General features: G+C 48.3%; 13 protein-coding genes. All 13 read left to right on the top strand.

The genetic code is table 11. From position 1 onward, the window contains the following. The first annotated feature begins 3 nt into the window (after positions 1-3). A complete protein-coding gene (locus FBF37_RS02975) occupies positions 4-369 on the top strand; it encodes a hypothetical protein (RefSeq protein ID WP_138079348.1) in 366 nt (121 codons plus the stop codon). Positions 370-382: 13 nt separating this feature from the next. Next, complete coding sequence (locus tag FBF37_RS02970; RefSeq protein ID WP_138079346.1) at positions 383-826, top strand: hypothetical protein; 444 nt, start codon at positions 383-385, stop codon at positions 824-826. A 9-nt stretch (positions 827-835) separates the two neighbouring features. Continuing rightward, complete coding sequence (locus FBF37_RS02965) at positions 836-1,993, top strand: cysteine desulfurase family protein (protein ID WP_138079344.1); 1,158 nt, start codon at positions 836-838, stop codon at positions 1,991-1,993. Then, positions 1,990-2,586: a YdcF family protein gene (locus tag FBF37_RS02960; RefSeq protein ID WP_138079342.1), complete on the top strand. Its 597-nt coding sequence runs from the start codon at positions 1,990-1,992 to the stop codon at positions 2,584-2,586. Before FBF37_RS02965 ends, FBF37_RS02960 begins: the two co-directional genes overlap by 4 nt. Further along, a complete protein-coding gene (locus FBF37_RS02955) occupies positions 2,586-3,815 on the top strand; it encodes an MnmA/TRMU family protein (protein WP_138079340.1) in 1,230 nt (409 codons plus the stop codon). Before FBF37_RS02960 ends, FBF37_RS02955 begins: the two co-directional genes overlap by 1 nt. Positions 3,816-3,893: 78 nt before the next feature. Further along, the gene (gene rpsP, locus FBF37_RS02950) at positions 3,894-4,256 is read left to right on the top strand and encodes a 30S ribosomal protein S16 (RefSeq protein ID WP_138079338.1); all 363 of its coding nucleotides are present in this window, start codon (positions 3,894-3,896) and stop codon (positions 4,254-4,256) included. 98 nt (positions 4,257-4,354) lie between these two features. After that, complete coding sequence (locus FBF37_RS02945; protein WP_138079336.1) at positions 4,355-6,250, top strand: alanine--tRNA ligase-related protein; 1,896 nt, start codon at positions 4,355-4,357, stop codon at positions 6,248-6,250. 46 nt (positions 6,251-6,296) lie between these two features. Continuing rightward, positions 6,297-7,559 (top strand): cell division FtsA domain-containing protein, encoded by a 1,263-nt coding sequence (locus FBF37_RS02940; RefSeq protein ID WP_138079334.1) that lies wholly within the window; start codon positions 6,297-6,299, stop codon positions 7,557-7,559. Continuing rightward, complete coding sequence (locus tag FBF37_RS02935) at positions 7,560-9,185, top strand: baseplate J/gp47 family protein (protein WP_138079332.1); 1,626 nt, start codon at positions 7,560-7,562, stop codon at positions 9,183-9,185. Further along, complete coding sequence (gene ruvX, locus FBF37_RS02930) at positions 9,175-9,585, top strand: Holliday junction resolvase RuvX (RefSeq protein ID WP_138079330.1); 411 nt, start codon at positions 9,175-9,177, stop codon at positions 9,583-9,585. The genes FBF37_RS02935 and ruvX overlap by 11 nt, the downstream gene beginning before the upstream one ends. Continuing rightward, a complete protein-coding gene (mltG, locus tag FBF37_RS02925) occupies positions 9,572-10,636 on the top strand; it encodes an endolytic transglycosylase MltG (protein WP_138079327.1) in 1,065 nt (354 codons plus the stop codon). The genes ruvX and mltG overlap by 14 nt, the downstream gene beginning before the upstream one ends. A gap of 354 nt (positions 10,637-10,990) precedes the next feature. Next, positions 10,991-12,013 (top strand): LysM peptidoglycan-binding domain-containing protein, encoded by a 1,023-nt coding sequence (locus FBF37_RS02920; protein WP_138079325.1) that lies wholly within the window; start codon positions 10,991-10,993, stop codon positions 12,011-12,013. Positions 12,014-12,077: 64 nt separating this feature from the next. Then, positions 12,078-13,397, top strand: a complete 1,320-nt coding sequence (gene obgE, locus FBF37_RS02915; protein ID WP_138079323.1) for a GTPase ObgE — start codon at positions 12,078-12,080, stop codon at positions 13,395-13,397. Positions 13,398-13,432 lie beyond the last annotated feature (35 nt).

The following is a 13,432-nucleotide window of genomic DNA, read 5'->3' as shown; positions in this document are numbered from 1 at the left end:
AATATGCGAGAGAACAACACGGGTACGTACGACAAAGAAGTTAATGCGGCGTTGGAAGCTGCCTTGGAAAAGGCAAACACGCTGAATTTTGAGACTACTCCTGTCGGTCGTGCTGACGAGCTTGCTGCGCATCAAACTGCTGATACTCGTTCACTATCAAGTGCTGCTATGCGTGGCAGTACAGGCGAGAGTGAAGCATCAAGCTTAGCCAAGTCAATGGAAGCTCCACAGACATTATTGATTGAATTTCCTAAACACCCCAAAGATCCCGTTGAAGCAGTGCGATATTCTAAGGAAATTGGTGAGTATCTGGCCAAGATGCGACAGACTGACTCTGTAATTAACCCTGATTTTGATTTAGCAGCATAAGGAGGTTTGGTGTATGAGTAAGATTCTTAAAAAAGCTGCAAGCCTGGTTTTTGCAGACGAGTCGGTGAAGCCGTTGATGCGAATTCGGCGCAAAGACCGACCAGCTAAGCCGCTGACCGAGCGACAACTGATTCAGATGGAGAGCCAAATTGGTGCGACGATTTTTGGTGATAAGCCTGAACATGTGCAGCGCCGAGAGTTTTTCAATTTGGATAAGAAGACGTGGATTTGGTACGAAGAAGTGGTTGGTGCTGACGGTAAAGTGAAAGAATTGACAACCAAATATGAGATTCAGGAAAAGGGCGTGTTGAAGGTTCAGCCAAACTATCAGTACAGCTACCTGGAAGGCGAGGAACTACACAACTTTGTCTTGGCAGTGAAAGAATATTATGAGCGTGTTTCGCGCAAATTGTATAAACAAGATCCAGACACAGGCAAGCCCCTACAAGTGGTATAATAGATAGCAGTGAATGATAAGTTGATATATCTTGATCATGCGGCGGCAACGCCGATGGACCCGTTGGTGGTTGAGGCGATGCAGCCCTATTTTTCTGAGAAATTTTTCAATCCATCCAGTCCGTATGCTGCTGGTGTTGCCGTGAAGCGTGACTATCAAGCAGCCAAGGCGCGCATTGCGCAGGTTTTGGGTGTTGTTGCTGATGAATTGGTGATGACAGCTGGCGCCACGGAGTCAGTTAATTTGGCGTTTCAGGCGGCAGAGCGAACAGTCTGTGCGGTTGCGACCATTGAGCACGCGTCAGTTCTGTCGGCTGCTGGACGTTACCGAGAAGCAGTGTTGATCCAGCCGGATCATAAGGGAAGAATTTCTCCAGAAGCAGTGAAACAGGCTCTCGCTCCAGATGTTGGTTTCGTGTCAATCGCCCTGGCAAATCATGAGCTGGGCTATGTGCAACCAATTGAAGAGATTGCTCGCGTCATTCAAGTAGAGCGGGAACGGCGTCGGTCTGCTGGGGAGAGCACACCGCTATTATTCCATACCGATGCATCTCAGGCAGCAGCGCTGTTGGATATAAAAGTGAAACGATTAGGCGTTGATTTATTGACGCTCAGCGCGGCAAAAGTCTACGGACCAAAACAAGTCGGTCTGCTGTGGGTACGTCCGGGTGTACATATTGCACCAACTATTGTCGGGGGTGGACAGGAGCTGGGTCTTCGCAGTGGCACGGAAAATGTCGCTGGTGTAATTGGTTTTGCTGAGGCTTTGGAGCTGGCTGCCAAACGGCGCAAAGCTGAAGTGAAGCGACTGCAGGGATTGCGCGATGCTATGATTCGGAAGATGAAAGCTGAGCTACCTGAAATGATCATTTCGTCTGATCGTAAAAAGTCGTTGGCGAATTTTTTGAATATTTCTTTTCCAGGTTTGGACGCTGAACGATTGGTCTTTTTGCTGGAAATGAATGGCGTGATGGTGGCGACAGGTAGCGCGTGTGCCGCTAACTCCGGCACACGTTCGCATGTACTGTCGGCTATTGGTTTGAGCGCCTCAGATATTGATGGCAGTTTACGCATCACCCTTGGAAGGTTAAATGATGAAGCAATGGTTGTTCGAGCAGCTGAGTTCATCATTCAGTCGGTCCGAAAAGAGCAGGAGAGAATCAAATGATCCATCGATTGATTGGACTGGCTGTTGTTTTGGTAGTGATTATCATTGGTTTGACGATGTATTTGGCGCCAGACGATTTGGCGAAATGTTCTGCTCCTGGCTCTGGTGAGTGCGCGCCGGCTGATGCCATTGTGGCGGTTTCTGGCGGAGACACTGATGCACGGACTGACGAAGCAATTCGTTTATATAAGCAAAGATGGTCGTCGCTGCTCATTATGTCAGGTGCGGCAGCTGATAAGACGGGGTTGTCCAATGCTGAGGCCATGAAGCGTCGTGCGTTGTTGCAGGGTGTGCCAGATAAGCATATTATCATTGAAGATCATTCTGAGACGACAAAACAAAATGCAGTTGAAGTAAAATCAGTTATCACTGCTCGCAAAATGAAGCGCATCATCTTAGTCACCAGCGGCTATCATATGCAACGAGCCCGGTCTGAGTTTGCGGCGCAAGTGCCTGGTGTAGAGGTGCTATCACACCCTGTCAGCCGTGATAAACATTGGGGCGATTTATGGTGGCTCACACCGTGGGGCTGGTGGCTAGCAGTTGGCGAGTTGATCAAAATTGGGTTATTTACCATTGGGGGAACACGCTGATGGCTCGGGTGTTCGTCGGTATGTCGGGCGGCGTTGATTCATCGGTGGCGGCAGCACTATTGGTCGAGCAAGGTCACGACGTGACTGGCGTGTATATGAAAAACTGGTCGGAAGACCTACCTGGTATACACTGTCCGTGGGCAGAAGATGTGGCTGATGCCAAGCGCGTGGCGGTGGGACTAGGGATTGATTTTCAGGTGTTTGATTTTCAGAAAGAGTATAAGCAAAATGTTGTTGACTATATGATCCGTGAATACCAGGCGGGTCGGACGCCAAATCCTGATGTGATGTGCAATCAAGAGGTGAAATTTAAGCTATTTTTAGAGGCGGCGTTGGCGGCGGGTGCGGAGTATATTGCGACGGGGCATTATGCGCGAGCTGAACATTTAACAGACGGTGCAGTATTGGGTAATTCTGACGCGGTTGTCTCACGCCATGGTGTTCACGCTGATCCGTCGCTGTCGCCTGCGGAACTCACTACGTTCAGACAGTCCTCGGTGATTCAGGACGAATCAATATTCACGCCTGGGTTCGTCAAAGCGCCATCATTACCCAGTGCTGTACGCTTACTCCGCGCTCATGATGATAACAAAGACCAGACCTATTTTCTGTACCGCGTGACGTCCGAGGCACTGGCAAAAACTATGTTTCCGCTGGGTGATTTCACCAAGGCTGAGGTGCGCCAGATGGCCAAAGAGCGGGGTTTGTGGACCGCCAGCAAAAAGGAATCGATGGGTATCTGCTTTGTTGGACAAGTGGGAATTCGCGAGTTTTTGTCAGAATATGTTGCAACGAGCCCGGGCGATATCATCGATCAACAAACGGGCGTGGTCGTTGGTTGGCATGACGGGGCGATATTTTACACTTTAGGGCAGCGACATGGGTTGGATATCGGTGGCGGCTTGCCGTATTATGTCGTCGGCAAAGACATGGCAAAGAACGAAGTTTACGTGTCGCGCTCAATTGATAATGCGAACTTGTGGCGCAAAGAATTGACGTTAACCGACGCCCACTGGATTGGTCAGCCGCCAAAAGACGGCACCTATCAAATCCGGGTACGACACCGAGCGCCATTGATTGATGCGGAAGTTGCGCGCGTGAATGACGATACTGGCGAAAAGGTGGCAGTGAAGTTGTCTGAACCGCAGCGTGCTGTCGCCCCAGGCCAGTCAGCCGTGATATATGACGGCGAGGAATGCTTGGGCGGTGGGATTATCCAAACAGATTGACGCATGCGGTAAAATAGTGTACACTGGTACAGAATAAGAATTAACCTAAGAGTGTAAGAGAAGGAATAAGATAATTATATGTTAGCAATTCGTTTGCAACGTTTGGGTCGCAAGGGCTACCCAGTCTACCGTCTGGCTGTACAGGAAGCACAGCGCCACCCATCAAGCGGCCGTGTTGTCGCCTATGTTGGTAGCTACAATCCACACACAAAAGTAGCAAATATTCAGGTTGAATTGGCACAAAAATATTTGGACAATGGTGCTCAGCCAACACCACGTGTTGTTAAGTTGTTGAAAGAAGCTGGCGTCACATTACCAAAGTGGGTCAAAGAACCAGCTGCCGACAAGCACAAAGCCATTCGTAACCCAGAAAAGTTGCGTAAAAACCAGCCAAAGGAAGAAGCTCCAGCTGAAGACGCGGCTGAAGAAACAGCAGCGTAGAGACAAATAGTCTGAATCATAAAGCACCGATGTGATGTCGGTGCTTTTTTGTGGAGGTGGCTATATCTCCATCAGGGGTATGTGCTATAATAACCAGCATGAATGCACAAGATATCCGCAACGCCTATCTCCGATTTTACAAAGATCGCCATCATGCAGTTTTACAACGCGCCCCGTTGGTTTTACACAACGACCCGACCACGCTGTTCACTGGCTCTGGCATGCAGCCACTTTTGCCGTATTTGTTGGGACAAGATCACCCAGAGGGAACGCGATTGACAGACAGCCAAACTTGCCTGCGCGCTCAAGACATTGAGGATGTTGGTGACAATCGCCACACTACCTTTTTCGAGATGTTGGGCAACTGGAGTATGGGCGAATATTTCAAACGCCAGCAGATTGAGTGGTTTTTTGAATTTTTGACAGAGGTTGTTGGCTTAGATCCGCACAAGATTTACGTCACTTGTTTCATTGGCGATGAGAAACATAATATTCCGCGTGATGATGAGGCGGCGCAAATTTGGCAAGAAGTCTTTGCTAAAAAGGGCATTGACGCTAAGATTGTAGAATTAGGTACGGCAGAGGCTGGTGATCGACTGGGTATGCAAGGTGGTCGGATATTTTTCTATGACGACAACGAGAACTGGTGGAGCCGTGGTGGCGGTATTGAGAGTACGCCAATTGGTGATCCGTGCGGGCCGGACAGTGAAGTGTTTTATGACTTTGGTGAAGAAAACCACGATCCTAAGTTTGGTCTGGCTCACCCTGCCAGCGATAGTGGTCATTTCATGGAAATTGGTAACCAGGTGTTCATGCAGTACCGTCGGCTTGAAGACGGTAGCTTTGAACCACTGGCGCGCAAAAATGTTGACTTTGGTGGCGGCTTGGAGCGAATCGCTGCTGCGGCGATTGATAGTCCAGATGTTTTTAAAATTAGCTTGATGTGGCCGATCATTGAAAAGTTGCAACAATTGAGCGGCAAATCGTATGAGGATAACCTGGAAAGTATGCGCGTCATAGCCGACCATTTGCGAGCGGCGACCTTTTTGGCGGTTGATGGCTGCGTGCCAAGTAACAAGGAGCAGGGCTATGTGATGCGTCGTTTGCTGCGCCGAGCGATTCGTTTTTCTCATGACCTTGGTATTGAGGAAGAATTCTTTGAGGAAATTGTGCCAGTCATCGCTGATCTGTACGTTCAAGATTTCCCAGAGGTGGCCGAGCAGCGTGACAAAATTATCATTACACTGATGAAGGAAGAGAAAGCCTTTGCTCGCACATTGATGAAGGGAACGAAGCATCTGTTGAGCTTTTTGAGTGATGGTCTGACTGGTAAAGAAATCTTTACCATGCACGACACCTATGGCTTTCCGTATGAACTGAGTGTTGAGATTGCCAAGCGTAATCACATCCAGCTTGCAGCGGATTGGAAGGCTGAATTTGACACATTGATGGCGGAACAGCGACGTCGTTCTCAGACTGCTGCCAAAGGTACATTTAAGGGTGGATTGGAAGGTCAGACCATGGCGCATCGCCGTTTGCACACCGCCAACCATCTGATGTATGCAGCGCTCAGGCGAGTGCTGGGTGACCATGTTATGCAGCGTGGCAGTAATATTACTACTGAGCGGCTGCGATTTGACTTTAATAATGATGCCAAAGTTACGCGTGAGCAGTTGGACGAAGTTGAGAGATTGGTTAATGGCTGGATCGATGCGGACCTACCTGTCAGCTACACCGAATATCCAACTGATGAAGCTTTCAAAATGGGTGCGGTTGGTGCGTTTGGCGACCGCTACGGTGACACCGTCAAGGTCTATCAGATGGGCGAAGGTGACCAGCGAGCTAGTTTCGAGATTTGCGGCGGTCCGCATGTGGATCATACTGGTCAATTGGCCCAGGACGATGATGGTACGCCAAACGGTAAACGATTTAGGATAATCAAAGAAGAATCCAGTTCTGCTGGTGTGCGGCGCGTTAAAGCAGTACTGAAATAGCTCATAACGTTTGCTCAAAAAGCATCAGCAGTATATAATTTAGGGTATGGTACTAAAAGACTTGCTCAAAAAAACCGAAAAAGAAGAACGAGAGTTATTAGTTAGTCTGGACATTGGTACAGAAGCTGTTAAGGCTTTGATCGCTGAAGTGCGAAATGATGTCATTGAAGTGATTGGCGTTGGCCGTAAACAGCAAGAGCTGGGCGATATGCACTCCGGGGCTATCGCTGACATATCTGGTGTGGTCGCCAACTGTGAAGCAGCTCTGGCCGAAGCCGAGGAAAAGGCGGGTGTCCAAGCGCGACGCGTGGTGATTGGTATTGCAGGAGAATTGGTCAAAGGTGTAACAAACACCATCCGTTATCGTCGTCCGCAGCCAGAACGAGCGTTGGATGTTACTGAGATGGAATTTATCATCGAAAAAGTTCAGGAACGAGCACAGGGTAAAGCCCAGGCACAGATTGCGCTGGAAACTGGCAATGAAGACGTTGAAGTGAAGCTGGTCAACTCAGCTTTGGTGAGTTTGCATATTGATGGCTATAAAGTATCAAATCCAATTGGTTTTCAAGGCAAGGATGTGGCAGTGCAGATCTATACGGCGTTTGCGCCAATGGTACATATCGGTGCTTTGGAAAAGGTGGCTGATGAGCTGGCACTAGAGCTAATCGCTGTGGCAGCCGAGCCATTTGCGGTCAGTAGAAGTGTACTAGGGACAGATGCGAACAGCTCGTTTACCGCAATTTTGGCAGACGTTGGTGGTGGAACGACCGACATTGCAGTGGTTAATGACGGTGGTGTGGAAGGCACGAGGATGTTTGGAATCGGTGGTCGTAGCTTCACCAGGACGATTGCTACGGAGCTTGATCTTAGTTACAAAGATGCGGAAAAACTCAAGCTCAATCTTGGCCACGAGTACGTTAAACCTTCGGTCAAGAAACGGCTTGATAGTGCGATTGATAAAACCCTTGAGGTGTGGTTGTCTGGGGTAGAGTTGGCATTAAGCGAGTTTGATAGTGTTGATCATTTGCCAAATAGGATTTTACTGTGTGGTGGAGGCGCCAGCTTGGAAAAGTTGGTTGACGCCCTGGGTAGTGAACCATGGTACAAAGAACTACCATTTACGAAAAAACCAGTAGTTCAGCGCATCAAACCGTCTGAGGTGGTCGGTATTACTGATACAACAGGTGACATCACTGATCACACATTTGTAACTGCCATGGGTTTGTTGCGCGTGGGGTATGATACAATGGTAAGTGGCCAAGACGCTCATGGCTTAATGGATAAAATTAATCGATTATTGAAAATATAAATGAACAAAGACGTTATCTATATTGATGTTGAAGACGATATTACCAATATCGTCAGCAAGATAAAAGATTCAAAGGCGCGAATCGTTGCATTGGTGCCGCCTAAGCGGGTTGGCATATTGCAGAGCGCTGTCAATATGAGATTATTAAATCGTGCGGCGGAAAATGCCGAGAAGCGAATCGTGCTAATCACGAGCGATCAAGCGTTGAGCGGATTGGCAGCAGCAGCGCGCATTCCAGTTGCTAAGACATTGCAGTCTCGCCCAGAGATTGCGGAAATTCCAGCTATTGATGTGGATGACGGTGATGATGTGATTGACGGTAGCGATATACCAGTTGGCGAATTGGCTGATAAGGCGACACCAAAAGCACGAAATAAGGCAGACGATGCTATTGATGCAGCAATAGCCGAAGACGAAAAGCCATCAAAACCAGTAAAACCAGCTAAGTCGGCTGGCAAAGGTAAGCCAAAAGTTCCAGATTTTAGTGTTTTCCGTAAGAAGCTAGTCTTGATTGGCGGTGGTATTGCTCTGTTTATTGTATTCATAGTTTGGGCGATTTGGTTTGCGCCACATGCTACAGTCGTGATTACAGCTAAAACGACCACTTCTACGGTTGATAAATCCGTTACGTTAAAGCAGGACGGAAAGGTTGACGCTGCTAACAATATCGTCAAGTCGTTGCGTCAAGAACAAAAGAAAGATATTTCCGTCGATTTCACCCCTACGGGTAAGAAGAAAGTTGGTGAAAAAGCAAGTGGTACGATGCACCTTGTTCGAACATCGGTATCAAGCTTGACGCTAATAATTCCGGCTGGAACGTCCTTCTCGTCGGGCGATTATACGTTTGTCAGCACAGAGCCAGCCAGCTTGTCGGGCACCTCAATTGGTCCTGGCGGTGTCATCCAATCGGTGGCAACCGTCAAGGTGCAAGCAACTCAGGTTGGTAGTGAATACAATCTATCGTCACGAAGCTACTCTTCAAATGTGAGCGGTTTTTCGGCGGCGGGCACCGCAATGAGTGGCGGCTCGAGTCGGGAAGTGACTGTGGTGTCGGCTGATGATGTTGCCAAAGCTAAAGTTAAGCTTGACGCCCAAAAAGACGCTTCACTGCAATCAGCAGTCAAAGCACTCTTCCCATCTTCAAGTATTGTCATCAATGAAAGCTACCAAGAAGCTCGCTCAAACCCTACTCCTTCAGTGGCGGTTGACCATGAAGCCAGCGGTACAGTTCAGTTGAAAACAACAGTGACAGCCAGCATGCAGGGTATTGATCGCTCTGATATGAAGCAGTTCTTGGAGGATACGCTTAAGAAAGAAATTGGTAGCAAGAAGAACCAGAAGATCTATAATGATGGGTCTAATGAGGTAAAATTTGCACAATACAGTGAGCGTAATAATGCCGTGCAGGTTCGATTGACTACTAACGCGAAAATTGGCCCAGAGATCGATGAGCACAAAGTTAAGGAGCAGGTCAAGGGGCGCAATTATGGTGATGTCCAATCGAGTTTGGAAGCCATCGAGGGCGTTCAAGATGTTGACACGAAATTTTCGCCATTTTGGGTGCGTACTGTTCCTAATGACGATAAACATATTAGCATAGAATTTAAGTTGGATAATGGCCGGTAAGAACTTGCTGGCACTAGACGTCGGTGAACGACGAATTGGTTTGGCTATGGCTGATACGTCGGTGAGGATCGCTGTGCCGTTTGGCTGGCTGGAAAATAACGATGATATTTTTACCAAATTGGCTGAAACAGTACTGCGCCATGGTATTGACATCATTGTCGTTGGCTATCCTCGCAATCAGTCAGGGGAGCCAACCAAACAGACAGAGTTTGTAGAGCAGTTCGTTAATGATTTCTCTGAAATTGAGCTTGACGCTGAGTTGGTCTATCAGGATGAGTCGCTCAGTAGCGTTGAAGCTGAGCGTCGGTTAGGTCGCGTTAAAGATAAAGGTGAAATTGACGCTGAGGCTGCCAGTATTATTTTGCAGGATTATTTGGAGGTACGTTATGCAGATTCGTAAGTCGAGAAAATGGATGATTATAGTAGCCAGCTTGGTGGCGGTGCTTGGCCTGTCTTCTGCGGCTGGAGCTGGTTGGTACCTATACAATCTTTCGGCGGTGAACTTAGGTGATCAAGCGGTAACGCGAGTCAATATCACCAGCGGCATGACGGCTCCTCAGGTGGCATCTGCCCTGGAAGAGAAGAAGCTCATCCGCAGCCGATATGCATTTTTGGGATATATTAAATTGAAACGAATTGATGCTCGGTTTAAGGTGGGTGTATACGTCGTTAAACCATCGCAATCGACGCCCGAGATCATCAAACATCTGATCAATGGTCAATCTGACGAGGTGGCTGTTCGCTTCTATCCTGACGGCACACTACGAGGAAAAGACTACCGCTCGGTCGAAAGTGCCCTTAAGAAGGCTGGATATAATGACGCCGATATTGAAGGCGCCTTTAAGGCCGACTATGACAGTTATGTCTTCAAATCACGCCCGGCAGGAGCTGATCTTGAAGGTTTTGTCTATGGCGATACGTATTTTATGAGCGGTGACGCAACTGCCAAATCAGCAATTCAGCGAGCATTGGCGGAGTTTGACCAAGTAGCCAGGAAGAATAATTTGGAAGAGAAGTTCAAAAAACGCGGATTGACGCTCTATCAGGGCATAACTCTCGCTTCCATTGTCCAGAAAGAATCAATTGGCTGCGGTGTGGGTACCGAGGTTTGTGAAGACCAGCGGAAGATTGCTAGCGTGTTTTACAACAGGATGAAGGCAGGTATGAATTTGGGCTCGGATGTAACCTACCAGTACGCGGCTGACAAGCTGGGTGTCGCCCGTAATACGCAGCTGGATTCTCCGTATAATACTCGAGTACACAAAGGGCTACCGCCAGGGCCAATAGCCACCCCTGGTCTGAGTGCATTGAATGCCGTCGCCGATCCAGCGCAGACAGATTATCTCTTTTTCCTCAGTGGAGACGACAATGTGACTTATTTTGCCAAAACAGACGCTGAACACACTGCTAACGCCAAGGCACACTGTCGTCAAAAATGTCAGCAATCTTGACAAATTGCATTTATAAAAAATGTTTTGACTTAAATGTCAATATAGACTATAATAGATATCAGCTTAACCATGAACAGTTAGCCTTGTTTTAGCTGTCTGGGGTTGAGCCTGCCAGAACGGTCGTACGGATACAGTACAAAACTAATCGTTTATGAAAATATCACTAATATATTAGGTCGACAAAGTATCCCGTTCTATTGCGAGAAGAAAGACTCATTATGGTAGCAGCACTGGTGGTAACACCAATGCAGGAGAACGATTATTCGTAACACATCAAAGACTCGTCAGAGTCGTTTAGCGCGAGTACGGTCAGCTTCTATCTATGTAGCACTATTTGCACTTATTGTTTCATTTTTGACTATTAACAATTATCATCAGGGAACTGGAGTCGTCGGAGTAGAAGTCTCCGCTCAAGAATCTCAGGTTGCCAATCCAAATTCAAAGCCTACAGCCGCAACTAAGGAAAAAATATCAGTCGATCAATTGGAAGTGGCTGATGCGGTGGCTAGCCTCGCGGAAGCTACTGATTTGCCATCTGCCGGAGACTTGCGTGAAGCAACTACTTCTTTACAGATCCAGAAACAGTTAGCTCAAACTGACACAGAGGTGATTTCTAAGCCACAGCTGATTCAGCCAGAAACATCATCTCAGCGTGGTATTACCGAGTATGTCACTAAGCCGGGCGATGATTTAGCTAAAATTGCTGCTAAATTCAAAATTTCAACTCAAACATTGCGTTGGGCAAACAATATGACCTCTGACGCAGTTGAGCCAGGTAGGACGCTGTTGGTGCCACAAGTTGATGGCGTGGTCTACACTGTTAAAGAAGGTGATACCATCGCCGCCATCGCTTCAAAGTATAAGGTTGATACCGAGCGAGTCTTATTGTACAACTCACTAGATCGCGTGGCACAGCCAACAGTAAATACGCGCATCGTCTTGCCTGGTGGTGAGCTGCCAGAGAATGAGCGCCCAGGATATGTTGCGCCACGTGGCGGTCGAAGCGGTAATAGTCATTCTGGTTATAGTGGCGTAAGTTACGGTAACGTTGCTGCATCTGTCGGTAACCGATATGCACCAGGTAACTGTACGTGGTACTCATATGAGCGACGTTTGGCACTTGGTCGTCCAATCGGTAGCTTCTGGGGTAACGCCAATACCTGGGCTGCGAGTGCACGCGCTGCTGGCTTTACGGTCAATAAGACACCAGCTCCGGGTGCTATCTTCCAGAGCTCAGGTGGCTATTACGGACACGTTGGAATTGTTGATCGGGTTGAGAACGGTCGGGTGTTCGTCAGCGACATGAACTTTGCTGGGTATAACGTCATTACCCATCGTGAATTGACCAACCCGGGTGCTTACAACTACATCCATTAATACAAGTATTGAGATAATCATGAACGCTCCTGTATATTCAGGGGCGTTTTGCTATAATATAGATATGTTTGTAGATACAGCGAAAGTGTTAGTACGAGCTGGCAAGGGCGGTAACGGCGCGGTCAGTTTTCGGCATGAGAAATATGTTGACAAAGGCGGTCCTGATGGTGGTGACGGCGGACGCGGCGGTGATGTGGTGTTTTTGGCGACCAAAGATCTGAATACGTTGCTTAACTTTCGCTACAAGCCAGAACTAAAAGCAGAGAATGGCGGTGACGGCAGCAAGCGCAACAAGCGCGGTAAAAGCGGTTCGCCGCTGGTCGTCAAAGTGCCGATGGGTACATTGGTCAAGCGTGACGGCAAGGTGGTGGCGGATTTGACAGTGGACCAGCAGCAGGCAGTCGTTGCCCGCGGCGGTGACGGTGGTTTTGGTAACGCACATTTTACGTCCAGCACCCGCCAAGCGCCGAAGATTGCTGAACTTGGTGAGGCGGGTGAAGAATTTGAGGCAGAGCTGGAACTAAAATTACTGGCTGATGTTGGTTTGGTTGGTTTTCCGAATGCTGGTAAATCAACATTTTTGAGCGTGGTTTCCAATGCTCGACCGGAAATCGCTAATTATGAATTTACGACCTTGACGCCAAATTTGGGCGTGGCGGATGTTGATGATGGCTCAGTGTTGATTGCCGATATTCCAGGACTGATTGAAGGCGCCTCGGAAGGCAAGGGCTTGGGTGACCAGTTCCTGCGTCACGTTGAGCGGACGGCGGTGTTGCTGCACATGATTGACGCGTATAGTGACGACCCAGCGGAAAAATACCAGACCATTCGCCGCGAGCTGGAAAAATATTCTGAAGAATTGGCGGCGCGTCCAGAAATCATTGCCCTGACGAAATGTGAAGGGCTGGATGATGAGATTATTGCCATGCAGTCGACGGCGCTACAAAACGTAGCAAACGGTTCACCAGTGGTGGCGATTTCCTCGCAAACGCATGCTGGCGTGACTGAGCTGCTGCGTTTGCTACGCCGTGAAGTTACTGACTATCGGGCGCATGAGGCGGAGATGGTTGAGGAAGAGGGTGATGATCTGCCAGTAATCGCGCTGGATGCACAAGCAGCGTCTGATGCCTGGACGGTAGAGCGGGTTGTTGGTGCGGAGCCTGAAAAGGTAGATGATGAAGATGCGGTCAGTTTCATTATCCACGGTGCTAAAATTGAAAAGTTTGCTCGCCGTACTAACTTTGATCAGTTTGAATCAGTCAATCGCCTGCGCGATATCATGCGAAAAATGGGCATCACTCATGAGCTAATTCGTCAGGGTGCAGTGGGCGAGACCGTGGTGCAGATTGGCGAATCGATGCCGTTTACGCTGGTTGAGCAATAGCTTGTCATCGTCAATAGTGGTATAATTAGATATAA

Source organism: Candidatus Nanosynbacter featherlites, assembly GCF_005697565.1.
Lineage (GTDB): Bacteria > Patescibacteriota > Saccharimonadia > Saccharimonadales > Saccharimonadaceae > Nanosynbacter > Nanosynbacter featherlites.
This window is presented reverse-complemented; position numbering and strand designations above follow the sequence as displayed.

Excerpts from the sequence above, each read along its gene's own strand:
- FBF37_RS02955 (WP_138079340.1), top strand. The coding sequence starts at position 2,586 with ATGGCTCGGGTGTTCGTCGGTATGTCGGGCGGCGTTGATTCATCGGTG.
- FBF37_RS02940 (WP_138079334.1), top strand. The coding sequence starts at position 6,297 with ATGGTACTAAAAGACTTGCTCAAAAAAACCGAAAAAGAAGAACGAGAG.
- FBF37_RS02970 (WP_138079346.1), top strand. The coding sequence starts at position 383 with ATGAGTAAGATTCTTAAAAAAGCTGCAAGCCTGGTTTTTGCAGACGAG.
- rpsP (WP_138079338.1), top strand. The coding sequence starts at position 3,894 with ATGTTAGCAATTCGTTTGCAACGTTTGGGTCGCAAGGGCTACCCAGTC.
- ruvX (WP_138079330.1), top strand. The coding sequence starts at position 9,175 with ATGGCCGGTAAGAACTTGCTGGCACTAGACGTCGGTGAACGACGAATT.
- mltG (WP_138079327.1), top strand. The coding sequence starts at position 9,572 with ATGCAGATTCGTAAGTCGAGAAAATGGATGATTATAGTAGCCAGCTTG.
- FBF37_RS02960 (WP_138079342.1), top strand. The coding sequence starts at position 1,990 with ATGATCCATCGATTGATTGGACTGGCTGTTGTTTTGGTAGTGATTATC.
- obgE (WP_138079323.1), top strand. The coding sequence starts at position 12,078 with ATGTTTGTAGATACAGCGAAAGTGTTAGTACGAGCTGGCAAGGGCGGT.
- FBF37_RS02935 (WP_138079332.1), top strand. The coding sequence starts at position 7,560 with ATGAACAAAGACGTTATCTATATTGATGTTGAAGACGATATTACCAAT.
- FBF37_RS02975 (WP_138079348.1), top strand. The coding sequence starts at position 4 with ATGCGAGAGAACAACACGGGTACGTACGACAAAGAAGTTAATGCGGCG.
- FBF37_RS02945 (WP_138079336.1), top strand. The coding sequence starts at position 4,355 with ATGAATGCACAAGATATCCGCAACGCCTATCTCCGATTTTACAAAGAT.